This window comes from Pedobacter panaciterrae (assembly GCF_013204795.1).
Taxonomy (GTDB): domain Bacteria; phylum Bacteroidota; class Bacteroidia; order Sphingobacteriales; family Sphingobacteriaceae; genus Pedobacter; species Pedobacter panaciterrae.
Genome location: NZ_JABMKW010000018.1, coordinates 39,709 through 58,346, shown reverse-complemented (window position 1 = coordinate 58,346; position 18,638 = coordinate 39,709). Strand labels below are relative to the sequence as shown.

The window sequence follows — 18,638 nt, the reverse complement described above, 5'->3', positions numbered from 1 at the left end:
AACCCTGTATTTTTGCATAAATAGAATTCTAATAATGACCAAAGGGAAAATATTAATAGTAGACGATCTGCATCCGGCATTTAAAGAAAGTGCCATTGCACTGGGATACGAAGTAAACGATCAACCGTTAATTACAAGAGCCGAAACGCTTGCTGTAATTGCTGAGTATGAAGGAATAGCTGTTCGAACAAAATTTTTGATTGATAAAGAACTTTTAAGCGCGGGCGTTAAGTTAAAATTTGTTGCAAGGGCAGGAGCGGGATTAGATAACATAGATGAAGCGTTTGCCAAGGAAAAAAATATTGAGCTGCTAAATGCTCCCGAAGGAAACATGGATGCTGTTGGAGAGCATGCTACAGGTTTGCTGCTTGCACTTATGAATAACTTCCGCAGGGCAGACATTGAAGTACGAAATGGTGTTTGGGACAGAGAGGGTAGTCGTGGATTTGAGCTTAAAGGTAAAACCGTAGGGATAATAGGCTATGGCTTTATGGGTAAAAGCTTTGCGAAAAAATTAGCAGGTTTTGAAGTTAACGTTATTGCATATGATAAATATAAAACAGGCTTTACCGATGCTTACGCTAAAGAAGTAAGCATGGAAGAGATTGTAAAGCAAAGCGATGTGCTGAGCCTACATATTCCGCTTACATCTGAAACCAGGCAAATGGTAGATGAGGAGTATCTGTTTCACTTCCGCAAGCCAATATTTTTTATCAATACCGCAAGGGGCGAGGTAGTAAATACAAAGGCAGTCTTAAATGCAATAGCTGCAAATAAAATACTCGGCGCAGGGCTCGACGTACTAGAGGTAGAGAAATTTCCTGCTTTGGGAACTCAGAACTGGTACCAGGAGCTGGCTAAATCCGACAAGGTGATATTAACACCACATGTTGGGGGCTGGACCTTCGACTCTTATCGCAAGATTTCAGAAATTCTGGCAGAGAAGTTACGCAACTTATAATTTCTTTAGCCAAATATTATCAGCTGGTTTGGCATCCATAAAAATACCGCCATCTAAGGTGATCGATCGTACGGGGGCATCTGCCCTGATTTCAAAAAATGTCTCTTTACGGTTGTTTTTCCATGTTTCCGGAGTTCGGTGAATCAGCTGTTCCTTGCCGTCGTTATAAATAACCTTCAGGTCAAAAGGAATTGCAAATCCTCCGGCATTTTTTACTGAAATCGTATAATTGTTCCCCTTTACAATTACCTTTTCAATAGCAAGGTCTATGTAGCTGCTACTAAAAAACCAATTGTTCCAAAACCAGTTTAAATTTTGTTTTGTGGCGTCATTAAAGGAATAAAAGAAATCCCATGGAATGGGGTGCTTACCATTCCAGCGATCCATGTAGGTATGCAGTGCCTTTCCAAATACTTCGTCGCCAAGTAAATCTTTTAAAGCCAGATATGCCAATGAAGGTTTACCGTATGCATTATTGCCGTATCCGGCATCTGATACCTGGGTTGACATAGAGATAATTGGCTGATCTTGCTCCGTTGAAGGGTCAGATATCCAACGTTGTACCCTGAACTTCTTATAATTTTCTGCGGCTTTTTCTTTGCCTAATTGCTGTTGCCCTATCAAATATTCTAGTGTGGTGGCCCAACCTTCATCCATAAATGCATAGCGTGTTTCATTGGTGCCCATGTAAAAAGGGAAATATGTATGAGCAATTTCATGATTAAGTACGAATTGAGAAAACTCCAGATCTGGCGTGCTGGAGTCATTCACCATCATTGGATATTCCATGTCAGCAAATCCCTGAAAAGCGGTCATTTTGGAGAAAGGGTAGGGCACCCCGGGCCAGTTGTTAGAGAACCAATCCAGTGCAAGCTTGCCCCATTCAACTGCATGAGAAAAATCATTTGCAGCTTCATTATAAGCCGCCTGAACACTAACCCTTCTATTGGTTTTCTTATCAACTACAATACTTCCTGCATCCCATAAATAGCTACTGCTTAATGAAAAAGTAACATCGCTTATATTGTTGGCTTCAAACTTCCAGATGTTGTCGTCTTTTGGTTTTGTTACTCCGCCTTTTTTCATTTCAGCGGCTGTAGCAATATGGATCACCTCGTCAGAAGTGTAAGACTTTCTAAGTCTCGACGCATATTCAGCTTCCAAAACTTCATCAGGGTTTAACAGATCACCTGTTGCCCAGACAACATAATTTTTTGGCGCTTTAACAGCAAGTTTATAGTCGTTAAAATCGTTATAAAACTCTGTTCTGTCGCTATGCGGAATCATATCCCATCCATTGTAATCATCATATACAGATATTCTGGGGTAAGCGTAGGCCACAAAAAGAGAAGTGTTGTCGATTTGTCCCTCGCGACCACTCTGCTTTGACAAGGGATAGTTCCATTCGATCACAAAGGTTGCCGATTGGCCAGAAGGGAGGGGGCTCTTAAGTGCAACACTTGCAACCGTACCCCAATTGGTACTGTTCACTTGGTAGGCCTGGCCATTTACCCTAAATGAGGAGATTTTTAAGCCGGAGCTTAGGAAATCAGCACCAACATAACCAGATCTTGGAGATTCTGGTTTGTGGATATTGTTTACGAATCTTATTGCGGCTGATTTTAATGTATCAGGGCTATTATTTGTGTAAACAATAGTTTCTTTTCCAGTTACAATCTTGTTTTTTTCGTCAACCGATACCTGAATGTCATACTTTCCCCGATTTTGCCAGTAATTTTTACCTGGTTTCCCATCGTATGAACGTGTTCCATTATCATATGCATTTTTTATATTTCTGGGTGTGTATAATTCTTGTGCACTAACTGTAAATGAAGTGATTAAGAATAGAAATAGGGTTTTTAAAGTATTCATTCTATAACTGTTAACTTAATGGAAATATAAAAATAGCCTTATTTTGTTCATAACTGCATCATTTTAGATCAATAATTTGTTTTTGTGGTATTACCCCATTATCTTCGTTTTAATTGAAGCAAGACTATGTAGGTTTAGAATCCCATGTAGTCTTGTTTGTTTTTTAGAGTAACTAACAAAATAAACGAGCTATGACAGAGGTAACATATTATACCCAAGATGGTTTAGAGAGACTAAAAGAAGAGGTGCACTATTTAAAAACTACCGGAAGGCAGTTAATATCTAAAGCAATAGCAGAAGCAAGAGATAAAGGTGACCTTTCTGAGAACGCGGAATATGATGCAGCAAAAGAAGCCCAAGGTTTACATGAAGCCAAGATAGCTAAGCTTGAAACAACACTTTCAACAGCAAGGCTAATTGATGAATCGAAACTGGATACTTCTAAAGTACTGGCATTATCAATCGTAAAGATCAAAAATGTTAAAAATGGCGCTACAATGAGCTATCAATTGGTAGCGGAGTCGGAGGCAGATTTAAAAACAGGAAAGATTTCTGTAAAATCTCCTATTGCCCAGGGTTTATTGGGTAAGTCAGTTGGCGATAAAACTGAAATTCAAGTACCGGCCGGTAAAATTGAATTCGAAATATTGGAAATCACGAGATAAAACCCAAAATCATGTCAAGCATATTTTCAAAAATTGTTAATGGCGATATTCCGGCACATATAGTTGCAGAAACCAGTGAATTCCTTGCCTTTTTAGACGTGAGTCCGTTAGTAATGGGGCATGTACTGGTTATTCCAAAAAAGGAAATTGATTACATCTTTGATATGGATGACGAAAGTTATTTTGGACTGACCTTGTTCGCAAAAATTGTAGCCCAGGGGTTAAAGGAAGCTTTTCCCTGTAAAAAAGTAGGCGTGGCAGTAATCGGACTTGAAGTACCACATGTGCATATTCACCTGATTCCAATGAATGCCGTAAACGACATGAATTTTAGTAAAGAAAAGCTAAAACCTACAGACGAGGAATTGGCAGAAGCGGCAGCTAAAATTAAAGCAGCACTAACCCTCGATTAAAGACATTATTTTGAAATACCTGAAAGGCAGCGTCTAAAAACGCTGCCTTTTTTTATTTTAACTTCTCGTTGTTTTTATGCCTTTCCGCATCGCGAATATTCTTTTTAACCAGGTTCTTCTCCAGGGCAGTGGTCAAATCAATGCCGGTCTGATTGGCCAAACATATCAATACAAAAAGCACATCAGCCATTTCATCACCCAGATCAACTGCTTCGTCGCTTTTCTTAAAAGATTGCTCGCCATACTTTCTAGACATGATTCTGGCTACCTCACCCACCTCTTCCATTAAAATGGCGGTATTCGTTAATTCATTAAAATACCTGATGCCTGTGGTATTAATCCATTGGTCTACAGTTTTCTGTGCTTCTTCTATTGTCATTTTAGTCTTCTTTCATTTCCGCTCTTAACCGGGCATTGATGTCAATTTTAGCGTTCTCCAGTAAATAAACGGATGTCCCGTATTCACGGGCCATTTTATTTTTAACGGAATTGATTTTCGATACCCGTTCAAATATAGGTTTTTCCACTTTCCGATCGGGATCATCATCGTCTATACTCGTAACAAGGATAACATTTTTAATTTGTTTGTCCAGATTAACCCAGGTAATGTAGTCTGCACTGAAAGAAACAGCATTGATGTTTTTAAAAGTAGAATAATGATTTATAGCTCCGGCTTCTCCATAATTATCACAAAGAATAATCAGGTTTTCCTTTTGCGGGATCCTTTTATAGACCTCATCTACAATTGTTGCCAATTCTTTCCAGCCAAGCATGTCAGCAAAATCCTGAGGGAGATGATGGTTTTTCCCGTCTTCCCATCTCATAACACCTAGTGTTTCAAATTTCTCCTTTTTAAGGGTAATTTCCCTCGGGGTTAGTATTGGATAGGCATAAGGCAGGATAAGAAAAAACATTGCTACAGCAGTAATTAAAGGAATAGCCTTAAGATATCTTTGCCATCCAGTTTTAAGTAAAGCGGCGAGATAAACAGATCCGCAGGCTAGTAAAACAGGATAAAGCCCGGCAGCATAATACCCTTTTGCCCTAAACCAGGTAAACAAGCCAATGGTAATCAGGTAGCTTAAGCCAATCCATCTTAAATTTTTAAATGGTTTATAAACAAAAAAGGCAATTGCTGCAGCAAATAAAATCCACAGATCGCCGATGTAATAAAGCAACTGCTCTTTTAGGAAGTCTATTCGGTTAATTTTATCCAACTGGGTTGCTGCAAGCTCCTTCATATGTTTAACCACAGGGAAATGATTTTGATATTGCCATAACAGATTTGGTAAAACCAGCAGTAGGCCAATGGCAATGGCGAAGTATAAGTGTTTTACAGCAAATATATGCCGCTGCGCGGATATGGAAAACCCAAGCCCTAAACCAACAACCAAAAAAGCAATACTGTATTTGTTTAAAAAACCAATTGCAATGGCAAGTATTGCATAGTAAATAAACCTTGGCGCATTTGTAGAGATGTATTTTATAAAGTAATAGTAAGTGGCTGTCCAGCATAAAATATCAAAAGCATTGGGCTGAAATAACATATCCAAACGCGCAATGGCACATGCAAACAATGCCACCATACATAATATCTTGGCAAACAGATCACCTTTTAGCGCTTTTACAATAAACCAGGAATACATTAATGTACCTGCGCCAAAACACGCGGTAATCAGACGTATTATAAAAGTACCGCCGCCAAGCATTTTTATAATCCATGCAAAAATGGAGGTAACAGGAGGAACAGATTGAAAGCCCCATGCCAGATGGTTTGCCTGATCGAGGTGTAAAAACTCATCACGATGTAATTCGTATACCGGATTAATCAGGAAACAGTGTAAAAAAAGCTTCAATACAACAAAGGATACTAAAACAATGGTTTCAGTGTTGGTTTTTTGGAGTGGCATACCAGTAATTTAGGTAAGATTAATTTATGATGAAAATAAATTTACCCAAAATTCAGCAAAGCTGTTATTCTTTGTTTTTTGTGTCGATACTGATGGTAACCGGACCATCGTTTACAAGGCTGATCTTCATGTCTGCCCCGAATATTCCGGTTTGGACTTCTTTATTGAGCAATGAAGACAATTGCTTAATCATGGATTCATATAGGGGAATGGCCTTGTCAGGTCTTGCTGCCCTGGTAAATCCGGGCCTATTGCCTTTTTTAGTAGAGGCAAACAATGTAAACTGACTAATCAGTAAAATGTTTCCATCAATATCTGCGAGACCTTTGTTCATTAGCCCGTTTTCATCTCCAAAAACCCGCATGTTCACTATTTTTTGAGCCAGCCAATCCAGGTCTTCATGTGTGTCGGCATCTTCAATACCTAGCAATACCAGAAAACCATCGGTAATGGCACCTGTTATTTTGCCGTCTACCTTACAGTTGGCTTCAGTAACTCTTTGGATGACCGCTCTCATACCGCTTAGGCCCGTGTTTCGTTGCCGTTATAAATACTAAGATAGCTTTCGTACCTGCTTAGCTCTATTTCACCATTTTCTACCGCTCTTATCACAGCACATCCTGGTTCATTCACATGTCGGCAATTATTGAATTTACATTCATTCATCAAGTCCCTCATCTCTCTGAAATAATGACCAAGTTCTTCAGGCCTGATGTCAAATATGCCCAGTTCTCTGATGCCCGGAGTATCTATAAGATAGCCTCCGAAAGGTAAAGTATGCATCTCTGCAAAAGTTGTAGTGTGCTGGCCTTTGTCGCTGGCTTCCGATATTTCACCAGTCTTAATGCTTCTTCCGGGTAGTAATGCATTAATTAGACTTGATTTTCCTACACCTGAGTGGCCAGAAAACAAAGTCGTTTTGTCTTTAAGTAAACTTTCTATCTGAGGGATATTGGTGCCTTCTATAGCAGATACGGTATAGCATGGATAACCTATGTTTTCGTAAATAGCTGCATATTCAGCTAAAATAGCCAGGCCATCTTCATTAAAGAGGTCAAGTTTATTGAAAATCAGAACCGCAGGAATGGAATAGGCTTCGGCCGTTGCCAAAAAGCGATCTATAAAACCTAAAGACGTGCGGGGAGAGGCAAGGGTAACTACCAGAAAAGCCTGATCCATGTTGGCCGCAATAATTTGAGCCTGTTTTGATAAATTGATGGATTTACGGATAATGTAGTTTTTCCGGTCGTGCAGTTTATGAATCACCCCATTGTCGGAATTTGGCTCAAGTTCAAACTCTACCTGATCACCAACGGCAATAGGATTTGTGGTCTGAATACCCTGAATTCTAAACTTGCCCTTAATCCGGCAGTCATAATTGATGCCATTTTCTGCATGTACCTGATACCAGCTTCCTGTTGATTTAATTACTAATCCTCGCATATAAAGGTGTAAAGGTAAGAAACCTGATATAAAATATTTTTATAATCATTTGCTAATTAGAAAAATATAACTTTACTTTACACCGCAGCACACTAAGTGTAAAAAATACAATGTATATGAACTCAACAATTACAACCACTACAACCACCACCGGGATTACTCGGAGGAAGGTAAGCTAATGGTGTAACTGAAAAAATAAAAAACCACGAAAAGCGCCTTCCTCTAAACCAGGAAGGCGCTTTTTTTTTAACCAACAACTATGAATATTTTAAAATTTGGAGGCACATCGGTCGGTTCTGTCGAAAGCATAAGCGCTTTGATAGAGATACTTAAACCACTGCAGGGAGATGAGAACCCTATAGTAGTTTTATCAGCCATGGGCGGTGTTACCAACGCATTACTTGACATGGCAGAAAATGCCCGGAACCTAAGAGACTACGGCGACGCATTAAAACTTGTTGAGGAGAAACACTTCAAGGTAATCAGAGCTTTGTTACCTGCCGGGGCACAAAATCCAGTGCTTACTAAACTTAAAATTTATTTTAACGAACTGGAAGATATTTTACAATCCGTATATAATCTTCGTGAACTTAGTGCGCAAACCAAAGATTTGATTCTTAGTTATGGCGAACGCTGTTCTACAGTAATGATCAGCCACATCGCCAAACAACAATTTTCTAATGCTGTTTATGTTGATGGGGCAGAACTGATCAAAACAGACAGTAATTTTGGCCAGGCTAAGGTAAATACTTACATGACCGAGATGCTTATCAACGATTTTTACGAAGCCAACCAAGACAAGCTTTTGTTTGTTACCGGTTTCATATCAAGCAATGATGATGGGCGTGTAACCACTCTTGGTCGTGGCGGCAGCGATTATACCGCCGCAATATGGGGTGCAGCCTTAAACGCATCAGAAATACAGATCTGGACTGATGTTGACGGGATGTTAACAGCGGATCCGCGCATCGTTAAAAAAGCTTTTTCATTACCTGAACTGAGTTATACTGAAGCAATGGAGCTCTCTTATTTTGGTGCCAAGGTGATCTATCCCCCAACCATGATCCCTGCTTTTTTAAAGAAGATTCCAATTGTAATCAAAAACACCTTTAATACTGACTTTGCCGGAACATACATTAAGCACGGCATAAGCCCTTCAAACCTTCCGATAAAGGGAATCTCCTCAATTGATGAGATCAGCGTTTTAAACCTTTCAGGAAGCGGCATGGTAGGCAAAGCAGGCTTTAGTGGCAGGTTGTTCTCTATGCTTTCACGTGAACAGGTTAACGTTGTGCTGATCACTCAGTCGTCATCCGAGCATAGCATCACCTTTGCGGTAAAACCAGCCGATTCTTTAAAGGCCTTGTCGTTAATCAATAAAGAGTTTGAACTCGAACTTCAAGCCAGAAAGCTTGAATATCCTGAAGTAGAAAACGGACTATCAGTTGTAGCCATAGTTGGTGAGAACATGAAGCGCACACCAGGTATGTCTGGTAAATTGTTTAGCGCCCTTGGCCGTAATGGTGTAAATGTAAGGGCCATTGCACAAGGCTCTTCAGAATATAACATCTCGGTAATTATCTCGAAAACCGACTTGTCTAAGGCAGTAAATGCCATTCATGATGCATTTTATGCAGATCTTAAAAAGACTTTACATGTGTTCTGTCTGGGTACCGGCAACATAGGTAAAACCCTGTTTAAACAACTTCAGGATCAAATGCCTTTCCTTGCCGATAATAACGATTTGCAAGTAAAAGTTATGGGGGTTAGTAATACCCGTAAAATGTATCTTGACCCAAGAGGAATAGACCTTAATACCTGGGAAGAAGACTTAAACAATCAGGACACAAAAGCAAGCTTACCTGATTTCATCAGACGAATGAAAGCGATGAACCTTCCGAACTGTGTGTTTGTTGACAATACTGCAAGCCATAATCCGGTTGAGTTTTATCTGGATATATTACAATCGAGCATCTCTGTAGTTACCTGCAATAAAATAGGAAACTCTGCAGATTACGAGCAGTATGCAGCCTTTAAACAAGCAGCAAGGACTTATGGAGTCGACTTTTTCTACGAAACCAATGTAGGGGCAGGTTTGCCAATTATCCGTACACTTAAAGACCTGATGCTAAGTGGCGACAAGGTAGCTTGTATCGAAGCCATCCTTTCGGGTACTATCTCTTACATCTTTAACAACTACAAAGACGGAGTTCTTTTTCATGAAGTAGTAAAAGAAGCACAGGAAAAAGGGTATACCGAACCTGACCCGAGAGATGACCTTAATGGGAAAGACTTTATGCGTAAAATGCTTATTCTGGCCCGTGATGCCGGATATGCATTAGAAGAAAAAGATATAGAACTAGAAAATATGTTACCTCCATCGTGTATGGCTGCAGAAAGTGTGGCCGACTTTTATAAAGAGTTAAAAAATAATTCAGCTTACTTCGAGAACCTGAAAAAACAGGCGACTCAAAACAATAAAGTATTAAGATATATTGGTAAGCTAGAAGGTGGTAAGGTTTCCATTAACCTGCAAATGGTAGATGAGAATCACCCATTCTATACCCTTTCTGGTAGTGATAACATTATTTCGTTTACTACTAATCGTTATAAAGACAGGCCTTTGGTTGTAAAAGGACCTGGTGCTGGAGCAGAAGTAACTGCTGCGGGCGTATTTGCTGACATCATAAACGTAGGTAAACGATGAAAAAGTCTATAAAAGTTTTCGCTCCAGCTACTGTTGCCAATGTGGTGTGTGGATATGATGTTTTAGGTTTTGCCGTAAACCAACCAGGTGATGAGGTAATTATGAGTCTTACCGATGGTAAGGGTATTACTATTTCAAAAATTACAGGTGATGATGGGAAGTTGCCATTAAACCCAACAAAAAATACAGTAAGTGCCAGTGTTCAACATTACTTAAACCATATTGGTAAACCTGATCTGGGTGTAGAAATTGAACTGCACAAAAAGATGCCGATAGGCAGCGGACTTGGTTCAAGCTCTGCAAGTACTGTAGCCGGTTTGTTTGCTATAAACACATTGATGGGTAATTTACTAACCAACAAAGAACTTGTTCCTTTTGCCATGAAAGGCGAGGAGCTGGCTTGCGGATATGGTCATGCTGATAATGTTGCGCCTGCCTTAATGGGGGGTTTTGTGTTGATCAGAAGTTATCAGCCATTGGACATCATTAGTCTGCCTTTTCCTGAAGAGATGCACGCTGCAATAGTGTACCCGGAAGTTGATGTGCCAACTAAAGATGCCCGCCAGATGATCCGTTCTAAAGTTTTGTTAAAGGATGCAGTAACCCAATGGGGAAATGTGGCCGGCTTGGTCAGTGGATTGTTTATGAAGGATTATGATTTGATCGGAAGAAGTATGACAGATATACTGGTTGAACCAACACGTTCCATACTAATTCCTGATTTTTACAAACTGCGTACTATTGCAATGAAGGCAGGTGCTGTAGGTTTTGGTATTTCGGGATCAGGGCCATCGGTATTTGCACTTACAAAGGATGCAGATACAGCAAACAAAATCACTGAAAAGTTAAAGCAGCATTTAAAGAACATTTCGATAAATAGCTTGTCTTTTGTTTCGGAAGTAAATAAAAGAGGCCCTATTATATTGGATTAATAACCAAACAAAATGAAACTATACAGTACCAACAACCAAAGTTTAAAAGTAGATTTTGCCACTGCTGTTTTTAACAGTATGCCTTTGGATAAAGGCTTATATATGCCGGTTCACATTCCGGAATTGGATAAAGAATTTATTGATCATATAGATCAGTTCACTTTATCCCAAATTGCCTTTAAAGTAGCTGCGGTATTACTTAAAGATGCTATACCTTTAGAAGATCTTCAAGCCATTATTGATGATGCTATCAATTTTGAAGCTCCGGTAGTGTCACTTGACGAAAACACTGCAGTACTGGAATTATTCCACGGCCCATCACTGGCTTTCAAAGATTTTGGCGCCAGATTTATGAGCCGCATTATGGCTTATTTCTTAAAGGATAATGAGAAAACCCTGGATGTGCTTGTTGCTACATCTGGCGATACCGGCGGGGCTGTGGCCTTAGGCTTTTTAGGTGTTCCCCATACCAGGGTAACTATCCTTTATCCTAAAGGAAAAGTAAGCGAAATTCAGGAGCTGCAGCTTTGTACAAACGGGCAGAATATCCATGCAGTAGAGATTGATGGAACTTTTGACGATTGCCAGGCCCTGGTTAAACAAGCTTTTGCAGATGAAGAGTTAAATGCAAGGTTAAGGTTGACCTCGGCAAATTCTATCAATATTTCCAGACTAATCCCGCAAACATTTTACTATTTCAATGCTTATGCCCAGTTAAAGAGACAAGGTAAGGAGGAAGTAGTATTTTCTGTTCCAAGTGGAAACTTTGGTAACATTGCAGCAGGCCTTTTGGCTTATAAAATGGGATTGCCGATAAAGCAATTTATAGCAGCAACCAATGTAAATGATACTGTTCCGAGATTCTTAGAAACAGGTGTCTACGAAACCAAGCCATCTGTACAAACCTATTCTAATGCAATGGATGTAGGTGCACCAAGTAATTGGGTAAGGATAATGGACCTGTTTAAAAACGACAAGGAAGCATTACAACAGATTTTGCAAAGCTATCGCTTTACCGATGAGGAAACATTAAGCGGAATAAATGCAATATATGAACAGTTCAATTATATCACCTGTCCGCATACTGCAATAGCATGGCTTGCATTACAAAAATATAGAGCAGAACATCCTGACGATAATTATACCGGCATTTTCCTTTCTACAGCGCATGCCTGTAAATTCCCTGATGTTTTCCCGGAAACAATCAAAGCAAATATTGAGTTCCCGGATCAGGTAAAAGATCTTTTGGCCAAGCCAAAAAAAGCACAAAAGATGAATACAGATTACGAGTCGTTTAAAAAGTATTTAACTACTTTTTACTAAAACGCATAATAGCGATATCGCCCATCATAAAGTTAAGGGTGGTATCGCTGGTTACTGAATAACTACCTACTTTCTTTAACATTTGTACAAATGTAGATTCTCCTTCGCCCGGACAAGCCATTCTTGTCATTGCAAAAGGCGCTGTAAAGTTGATGGAAGTATCATCGGCAACAAGTGCTCCTGAGTAAGAATTGCAGCTGGTATTGCCACTGAATTTTTTATCTGCCACTTCGAATGTGATCGTAGGTTTTTTACCCGGGTACAAGCCATTAAATGCTATTCTTGGACCCGAAATATAGTTAAGTTCCCAGGTTCCGCTCAATTGAGATAGCCCACCATTTCCTATTGTTCCAGACTTTATAGTAGTACAGGCTGTAAAGGCACTTGCAATGACAAGTATAAGTAGCATCAGTTTTTTCATAGCGGTAAAATTAGTTTGTTAGCCTAAAGGTACAAAGACTATTTTAAAAACGATCGGTATCCTGAAAAATTCAGGATACCGATCGTTTTGATTGTATTTTTTCTTAAAATATTGCCTGAGCAATCTTTTTGGTTGGCTCAGGATTACTCATTGTATAGAAATGCAATACAGGTGCACCAACCTGGACTAGCTCTTTACATTGTTGTATCATCCATTCTATGCCCACCTCTTTCACTTGCTTCTCATCCTTACACGCCTGAACTGCTTCAGTTAGTTCCTCCGGAAGATCAATGTGAAATACCTTTGGTAAACTGATTAACTGCTTAGATGAAGTAATCGGCTTTAAGCCCGGAATGATGGGCACATTGATCCCATTCTCTCTGCATTGCTGCACAAAATTCACGTATTTGGTGTTGTCAAAAAACATTTGCGTTACAATGAACTCTGCACCCATATCCACTTTTTGTTTCAGATACTTAAAGTCAGTCTTCAAATTAGGCGCTTCGAAATGTTTTTCCGGATAACCGGCAACACCGATGCAAAAATCTGTTTTAAATGCAGAATGATCTTCGTGCAGGTACCTTCCGCTGTTCATGTCAGTTACCTGTTGCAGCAAATCGGTTGCAAAGGCATGTCCACCCGGGGTAGGAATAAAAGAAGAATCCGCATGGCGCGCATCTCCTCTTAGTACCAACACATTGTCGATACCCAGAAACTGAAGGTCTATTAAAGCATTCTCGGTTTCTTCTTTCGTAAAACCGCCGCAAATCAGGTGAGGTACTGCATCTACTTTGTACCTGTTCATAATAGCAGCACAAATGGCTACTGTACCGGGTCTTTTGCGATAAGAAACTTTTTCTAACAGGCCGTTACTGTGTTGTTTATAAATATAATCTTCACGGTGATAGGTCACATCTATAAAAGGAGGGTTAAACTCCATTAACGGATCTATCGCTTTATAAATTTCGTCTATGCTTTTGCCTTTAACTGGCGGTAATAATTCAAAAGAGAACAAGGTTTTACCCTTGGCATTATTAATATGATCTACAATTTTCATTTTGGTCAGTTTGTTTGGTTAATTTAATAGCCAAGATTAGGACTTAGCCATCTTTCTACTTCTTCTACAGGCATGTCTTTTCTGATTGCATAATCATCAATCTGGTCTTTGGTTATTTTACCAAGTCCAAAATATCTTGATTGCGGATGGGCAAAGTAGAAACCGCTTACCGCTGCGGTAGGGTGCATCGCATAGCTTTCAGTTAAATGTAAGCCAATTCTGTTCTCGGCATCGAGCAATTCGAACAAAGTGCCTTTTTCGGTATGCTCCGGACAAGCAGGGTAACCCGGTGCCGGACGAATACCTGCGTATTCCTCTTTAATCAGTGCCTCATTGTCCAGATTTTCATCCTTTGCATAACCCCAGTAATCCTTACGGACAAGCTCATGCATTTTCTCAGCAAAAGCCTCAGCAAGCCTATCGGCCAATGCCTTAGCCATAATACTGTTGTAGTCGTCATAGTTAGCCTCAAATTCAGCTACCATTTCATCACAACCAATACCTGTAGTAAGTGCGAAACCGCCAAAATAATCAGGCACACCAGTTTCCTGTTGTGCAATAAAATCCGAGAGCGCATAATATGGTTGTCCGGCAACTTTTTCAGCTTGTTGACGTAAAGTATGGATCACCACCTCTTTACCTTCCACATCAAGCACAATATCATCGCCTTTTGCATATGCAGGCCAGAAACCTATTACCGCTTTTGCAGTAAGTAATTTCTCGTCAACAATCTTTTTTAACAATGCTTTGGCGTCATTAAAAAGTTTTTTAGCCTCATCACCAACAACTTTATCCTCAAGGATACGCGGGTAACTACCACGCAGTTCCCAGGTTTGGAAAAAAGGAGTCCAGTCTATATAAGGCACAAGCTCTTCAAGAGGGTAATTTTCAAATACCCTGGTTCCTGTAAAAGAAGGAGCAGGAGCAACCAATGCGGTATCTATCTTAAAGTTATCCTTTCTGGCTTCTTCAATTGTTTTAAAACGTTTATCAGAGCGCTTATTTAAGTGCGCCTCACGTGCTTTATCATATTCCTCGCGAATACCCTGGATGTACTCATCGCGGGTATCTTTGTTCATTAAAGTACTGCAAACCGTTACACTTCTCGAAGCATCAAGCACATGGATGGCTGGCCCCGAGTAGTTAGGCGCAACCTTAACCGCAGCATGAATCCTGGAGGTAGTAGCACCACCAATAATTAACGGAATGGTAAAGCCTTCGCGCTCCATTTCTTTGGCGAAGTGTACCATTTCATCAAGCGAAGGGGTAATTAAACCACTTAAGCCAATAATATCAGCATTTATTTCTTTGGCTTTTTTAATGATTTCCTGTGCAGGAACCATTACGCCCATATCCACAATTTCGAAGTTATTACAAGCTAAAACTACACCTACAATGTTCTTTCCGATATCATGAACATCACCTTTTACAGTAGCCATTAATACCCTTCCGGCCGATGAATTCTGATCCTGATCCGGGTTATCCAGCTTTTCCTGCTCAATAAATGGCAACAGATAAGCCACGGCCTTTTTCATTACACGAGCAGATTTTACAACCTGCGGCAGGAACATTTTACCGGCCCCAAAAAGGTCACCCACAATGTTCATCCCGTCCATTAATGGGCCTTCAATTACCTGAATGGGTCTCGCGTATTTCTGACGTGCTTCTTCAACATCAGCATCAAGGTATTCTATGATTCCCTTAACTAACGAATGAGAAAGTCTTTCTTCTACACTGGTTTTACGCCATTCCTCATCCCTGACAATCTCTTTTCCTTTAGATTTGATGGTGTCTGCAAATTCAACCAACCGCTCTGTAGCGTCGTCTCTTCGGTTTAACAATACATCCTCTACAAGTACTAAAAGCTCTGGCGGAATTTCCTGATAAACCTCTAGCATCCCGGCATTTACAATCCCCATATCTAAACCAGCTTTGATGGCGTGGTATAAGAATGCAGAGTGCATCGCTTCCCTAACGGTATTATTACCTCTAAACGAGAAGGAGATGTTCGAAACACCACCACTTACTTTTGCATGGGGCAGGTTTTCTTTGATCCAGCGGGTGGCATTTATAAAATCTACCGCATAGTTGTTATGTTCTTCTAATCCGGTTGCAACGGTAAGGATGTTCGGGTCAAAGATGATGTCCTGAGGCGGAAAGCCAATTTCATCAACTAAAATATCATATGATCTTTTACAGATCTCTTTTCTTCTTTCAAAATTATCGGCCTGTCCCTGCTCATCAAATGCCATTACTACTATGGCAGCACCGTAGGTCATGATTTTGCGCGCACTTTCACGGAATTTGTCTTCGCCTTCTTTAAGAGAGATGGAGTTTACAATTCCTTTTCCCTGCAAGCATTTTAACCCGGCTTCTATAACCGTCCATTTAGACGAATCGACCATGATAGGCAACTTGGAAATATCAGGTTCAGACGCAATCAGGTTAAGGAATTTGGTCATAGAGGCTTCCGAATCAATCATCCCCTCATCCATATTCACATCGATAACCTGTGCACCACCCTCAACCTGCTGACGGGCAACGGCAAGTGCCGCTTCAAAATCTCCACCTAAAATGAGCTTAGAGAATTTTGGAGAACCGGTAATGTTTGTACGCTCACCAATGTTTACAAAAATACTCTCTGGAGTTATGGTAACCGGTTCCAATCCGCTTAAACGCAGATAAGGTTCTATCTGAGGTATTTTACGCGGTGCTACATTTTTTGCTTTTTCGGCTATGCAGCCGATATGCTCAGGTGTAGTTCCGCAACAACCACCTACAATATTTACAAAACCGTGCTGAATAAAATCTTCTACCAGATGAGCAGTTTCATGAGGCATTTCATCGTAAGCACCAAATTCATTTGGCAAACCCGCATTAGGATAGGCAGAAACATAGCAGCCTGCCTTAGCCGAAAGTTCTTCTATGTGCGGCCTCATGTCTTTTGCCCCCAAGGCGCAGTTGAAGCCTATACTTAATGGATTGGCGTGTATTACGGAATTTAAGAAAGCCTCGGCAGTTTGGCCTGATAAAGTTCTGCCGGAAGCATCAGTAATGGTTCCGGAGATCATGATCTCTATTTTACGGCCAATTACATTCTCATATTTTTTGATGGCAAATATGGCGGCCTTGGCATTTAAGGTGTCAAAAATGGTTTCAATTAAAAGCAGGTCTGAACCGCCATCAACCAGTCCGCGTATTTGTTCGTAATAAGCATCAACTAATTCATCGAAAGTGAGTGCCCTGAACCCTGGATCGTTTACATCCGGAGAAATAGATAGTGTTCTGTTAGTCGGGCCTACGGCACCGGCAACAAAACATTTTCTGTCGGGATTAGCCGCCATAAATTCATTAACTGCCTCTTTGGCTATTTTAGCCCCTTCAAAGCTCATCTCATAATCAAGCTCTTCCATCTGGTAATCGGCCAGTGAAATACGTTGGGTACTAAAGGTATTGGTCTCAATGATATCTGTACCGGCCTTTAAATATTCGGTATGAATTGCCTTAATGATATCTGGACGGGTAATGTTTAGTAAGTCGTTATTACCTTTTACATCACACGGGTGATCTTTGAACCGCTCGCCCCTGAAATCTTCTTCAGAAAGGACGTAACGTTGTATCATAGTGCCCATCGCACCATCAATGATCAGGATACGTTTTTCTAACTCTGCTCTAATGTCCATTTTTAATAGTAATATGAGTAGGTAATAAGCTAAAGTTGATAGAGGCTGTGCCTAAACAAGTGCCGAACTCATTACATACAAAGCTTATTCGAAAAGTCCGGTTTAGGTGTCGACTTTAACTTATCTTTCGGGAACCAATTGTTTGGCTCCAGTAGAATGTAGCACCTTGTAAGCACAGGTTGCTAAGACTTCGCAGGGTCTAATCCCTCCGTCTTTCTCTATAAGCATTACAAAGGTGCAACAAAGAAAAATCATTTCCAAAATTTCGGCCGTTAAAGCATATAAAATTGTATAGAGGAGACAATTAACTCAGAACTTCGAAACATTGTTTTGAAAACATCACAGTGTACAGCTGAATTTGAAAGCTTAAAATGTGTTTAAATTATAGAGATGGCAATCTGCCTATGAGAGATAAATATGTTGACAACAAAAAGGCGGGTGGGATCATAGTTAATGCTCCACCCGCCTTTAATATTTTTAAGAAACAGGTTGTTATTTTCTGCTTCCGAAGATTCTTAATAGATATAAGAAGATGTTTATAAAGTCAAGGTAAAGAGATAAAGCGCCCATAATTGCCAGTTTCTTAGCGTCAGTTGCCGCCATTTGATCCCCATTTTCTTCAATACCCGCACCAATACGTTTCAGTTTCTGAACATCGTATGCTGTTAGAGCTGTAAAGATTGCTACTCCAAAGAAGCTCATTATGTAGCTAAAACGATCACTTCCAATAAACATGTTAATGATACCGGCAATGAATAAGCCTACTACACCTACCATTAATATTGGGCCAAATTTGCTTAAATCTACATCTGTGGTGTAACCTAAAACTGCCATTATTCCAAATATACCCGCTGCGGCAGCAAAACATGCTACAATTGAACCAGCGGTATAGATAAGTAATATAAAACTTAAACTAACACCTAATAGAACCGAAAATAGAACAAATACGCCTAATAAAGCACCATAAGACAGGCGGTTAAATCCCGTTCCCATTAAAATTACCAGACCAAGAGGCGCAAACATTGCGATATAACCTAGTATTGTTCTTTGTCCTGTTTCAAAATTAATTAATTGACTTAAAGCTGCAGGAGAAGTTGAAATAAGCAAAGCAGCTAATGTTGATAAACCAAGAGCTATAAACATCCATAAAAAAACATTCGCGAAGAATTTCTTGGCAACTTTACCAGTTAAGTCTTCTACAAAAACGGATTGTTGTGCCCAATCATTATTATTGTTATTATTCATGTGTTT

General features: G+C 40.0%; 15 protein-coding genes and 1 riboswitch. Of the genes, 6 read left to right on the top strand and 9 right to left on the bottom strand.

The window, feature by feature from the left end; genetic code table 11:
- Positions 1 to 34: 34 nt before the first annotated feature.
- Complete coding sequence (locus tag HQN86_RS15930) at positions 35 to 961, top strand: 2-hydroxyacid dehydrogenase (RefSeq protein ID WP_172661925.1); 927 nt, start codon at positions 35 to 37, stop codon at positions 959 to 961.
- On the opposite strand, the gene HQN86_RS15925 is transcribed toward HQN86_RS15930, so the two are convergent.
- A complete protein-coding gene (locus HQN86_RS15925; protein WP_172661924.1) occupies positions 956 to 2,833 on the bottom strand; it encodes a M1 family metallopeptidase in 1,878 nt (625 codons plus the stop codon). The genes HQN86_RS15930 and HQN86_RS15925 overlap by 6 nt on opposite strands.
- A 191-nt stretch (positions 2,834 to 3,024) precedes the next feature.
- Between HQN86_RS15925 and greA the strand changes: the two genes are divergently transcribed.
- Positions 3,025 to 3,498 carry a transcription elongation factor GreA gene (gene greA / locus HQN86_RS15920; protein WP_048903641.1) on the top strand — a complete coding sequence of 158 codons (474 nt, stop codon included), beginning with the start codon at positions 3,025 to 3,027 and terminating at the stop codon, positions 3,496 to 3,498.
- 11 nt (positions 3,499 to 3,509) lie between these two features.
- Positions 3,510 to 3,911, top strand: coding sequence for an HIT family protein (locus HQN86_RS15915; protein ID WP_172661923.1), 402 nt, complete (start codon positions 3,510 to 3,512; stop codon positions 3,909 to 3,911).
- 52 nt (positions 3,912 to 3,963) lie between these two features.
- Here HQN86_RS15915 and HQN86_RS15910 read toward each other — a convergent pair whose 3' ends face one another.
- From HQN86_RS15910 to rsgA, 4 genes are all read right to left on the bottom strand, one after another.
- On the bottom strand, positions 3,964 to 4,290 hold the full coding sequence (locus HQN86_RS15910; RefSeq protein ID WP_048903643.1) for a nucleotide pyrophosphohydrolase: 327 nt from the start codon (positions 4,288 to 4,290) through the stop codon (positions 3,964 to 3,966).
- A 1-nt stretch (position 4,291) separates the two neighbouring features.
- Entirely contained in the window at positions 4,292 to 5,821 is a 1,530-nt protein-coding gene (locus tag HQN86_RS15905; RefSeq protein WP_172661922.1) for a glycosyltransferase family 39 protein, read from the bottom strand.
- Between the two features lie 64 nt (positions 5,822 to 5,885).
- Complete coding sequence (gene dtd, locus HQN86_RS15900) at positions 5,886 to 6,338, bottom strand: D-aminoacyl-tRNA deacylase (RefSeq protein ID WP_172661921.1); 453 nt, start codon at positions 6,336 to 6,338, stop codon at positions 5,886 to 5,888.
- Positions 6,339 to 6,343: 5 nt separating this feature from the next.
- Entirely contained in the window at positions 6,344 to 7,264 is a 921-nt protein-coding gene (rsgA, locus tag HQN86_RS15895; RefSeq protein WP_048903646.1) for a ribosome small subunit-dependent GTPase A, read from the bottom strand.
- Between the two features lie 259 nt (positions 7,265 to 7,523).
- On the opposite strand from rsgA, the gene thrA reads away from it, so the two are divergent.
- Genes thrA through thrC form a run of 3 tightly spaced genes read left to right on the top strand, consistent with a single transcriptional unit; the run spans position 7,524 to position 12,226 of the window.
- Entirely contained in the window at positions 7,524 to 9,971 is a 2,448-nt protein-coding gene (gene thrA, locus HQN86_RS15890; protein WP_172661920.1) for a bifunctional aspartate kinase/homoserine dehydrogenase I, read from the top strand.
- Entirely contained in the window at positions 9,968 to 10,903 is a 936-nt protein-coding gene (locus HQN86_RS15885) for a homoserine kinase (RefSeq protein WP_172661919.1), read from the top strand. Before thrA ends, HQN86_RS15885 begins: the two co-directional genes overlap by 4 nt.
- 12 nt (positions 10,904 to 10,915) lie before the next feature.
- Positions 10,916 to 12,226: a threonine synthase gene (gene thrC / locus HQN86_RS15880; protein WP_172661918.1), complete on the top strand. Its 1,311-nt coding sequence runs from the start codon at positions 10,916 to 10,918 to the stop codon at positions 12,224 to 12,226.
- On the opposite strand, the gene HQN86_RS15875 is transcribed toward thrC, so the two are convergent.
- The 4 genes from HQN86_RS15875 to HQN86_RS15860 all read right to left on the bottom strand — a co-directional run bounded on the left by HQN86_RS15875 (position 12,213) and on the right by HQN86_RS15860 (position 18,632).
- Complete coding sequence (locus HQN86_RS15875) at positions 12,213 to 12,647, bottom strand: META domain-containing protein (protein ID WP_172661917.1); 435 nt, start codon at positions 12,645 to 12,647, stop codon at positions 12,213 to 12,215. The two genes, thrC and HQN86_RS15875, sit on opposite strands and share 14 nt — an antisense overlap.
- Positions 12,648 to 12,750: 103 nt before the next feature.
- The gene (metF, locus tag HQN86_RS15870; protein ID WP_172661916.1) at positions 12,751 to 13,704 is read right to left on the bottom strand and encodes a methylenetetrahydrofolate reductase [NAD(P)H]; all 954 of its coding nucleotides are present in this window, start codon (positions 13,702 to 13,704) and stop codon (positions 12,751 to 12,753) included.
- A gap of 23 nt (positions 13,705 to 13,727) precedes the next feature.
- Positions 13,728 to 17,387 carry a methionine synthase gene (metH, locus tag HQN86_RS15865; protein ID WP_172661915.1) on the bottom strand — a complete coding sequence of 1,220 codons (3,660 nt, stop codon included), beginning with the start codon at positions 17,385 to 17,387 and terminating at the stop codon, positions 13,728 to 13,730.
- A 117-nt stretch (positions 17,388 to 17,504) separates the two neighbouring features.
- Positions 17,505 to 17,614: riboswitch (SAM riboswitch) on the bottom strand.
- Between the two features lie 265 nt (positions 17,615 to 17,879).
- A complete protein-coding gene (locus tag HQN86_RS15860) occupies positions 17,880 to 18,632 on the bottom strand; it encodes a Bax inhibitor-1/YccA family protein (protein ID WP_172661914.1) in 753 nt (250 codons plus the stop codon).
- Positions 18,633 to 18,638 lie beyond the last annotated feature (6 nt).

Bases quoted from the DNA above. Each gene is read 5' to 3' on its own strand.
- HQN86_RS15930 (WP_172661925.1), top strand. From the start codon at position 35: ATGACCAAAGGGAAAATATTAATAGTAGACGATCTGCATCCGGCATTT.
- HQN86_RS15925 (WP_172661924.1), bottom strand. From the start codon at position 2,833: ATGAATACTTTAAAAACCCTATTTCTATTCTTAATCACTTCATTTACA.
- greA (WP_048903641.1), top strand. From the start codon at position 3,025: ATGACAGAGGTAACATATTATACCCAAGATGGTTTAGAGAGACTAAAA.
- HQN86_RS15915 (WP_172661923.1), top strand. From the start codon at position 3,510: ATGTCAAGCATATTTTCAAAAATTGTTAATGGCGATATTCCGGCACAT.
- HQN86_RS15910 (WP_048903643.1), bottom strand. From the start codon at position 4,290: ATGACAATAGAAGAAGCACAGAAAACTGTAGACCAATGGATTAATACC.
- HQN86_RS15905 (WP_172661922.1), bottom strand. From the start codon at position 5,821: ATGCCACTCCAAAAAACCAACACTGAAACCATTGTTTTAGTATCCTTT.
- dtd (WP_172661921.1), bottom strand. From the start codon at position 6,338: ATGAGAGCGGTCATCCAAAGAGTTACTGAAGCCAACTGTAAGGTAGAC.
- rsgA (WP_048903646.1), bottom strand. From the start codon at position 7,264: ATGCGAGGATTAGTAATTAAATCAACAGGAAGCTGGTATCAGGTACAT.
- thrA (WP_172661920.1), top strand. From the start codon at position 7,524: ATGAATATTTTAAAATTTGGAGGCACATCGGTCGGTTCTGTCGAAAGC.
- HQN86_RS15885 (WP_172661919.1), top strand. From the start codon at position 9,968: ATGAAAAAGTCTATAAAAGTTTTCGCTCCAGCTACTGTTGCCAATGTG.
- thrC (WP_172661918.1), top strand. From the start codon at position 10,916: ATGAAACTATACAGTACCAACAACCAAAGTTTAAAAGTAGATTTTGCC.
- HQN86_RS15875 (WP_172661917.1), bottom strand. From the start codon at position 12,647: ATGAAAAAACTGATGCTACTTATACTTGTCATTGCAAGTGCCTTTACA.
- metF (WP_172661916.1), bottom strand. From the start codon at position 13,704: ATGAAAATTGTAGATCATATTAATAATGCCAAGGGTAAAACCTTGTTC.
- metH (WP_172661915.1), bottom strand. From the start codon at position 17,387: ATGGACATTAGAGCAGAGTTAGAAAAACGTATCCTGATCATTGATGGT.
- HQN86_RS15860 (WP_172661914.1), bottom strand. From the start codon at position 18,632: ATGAATAATAACAATAATAATGATTGGGCACAACAATCCGTTTTTGTA.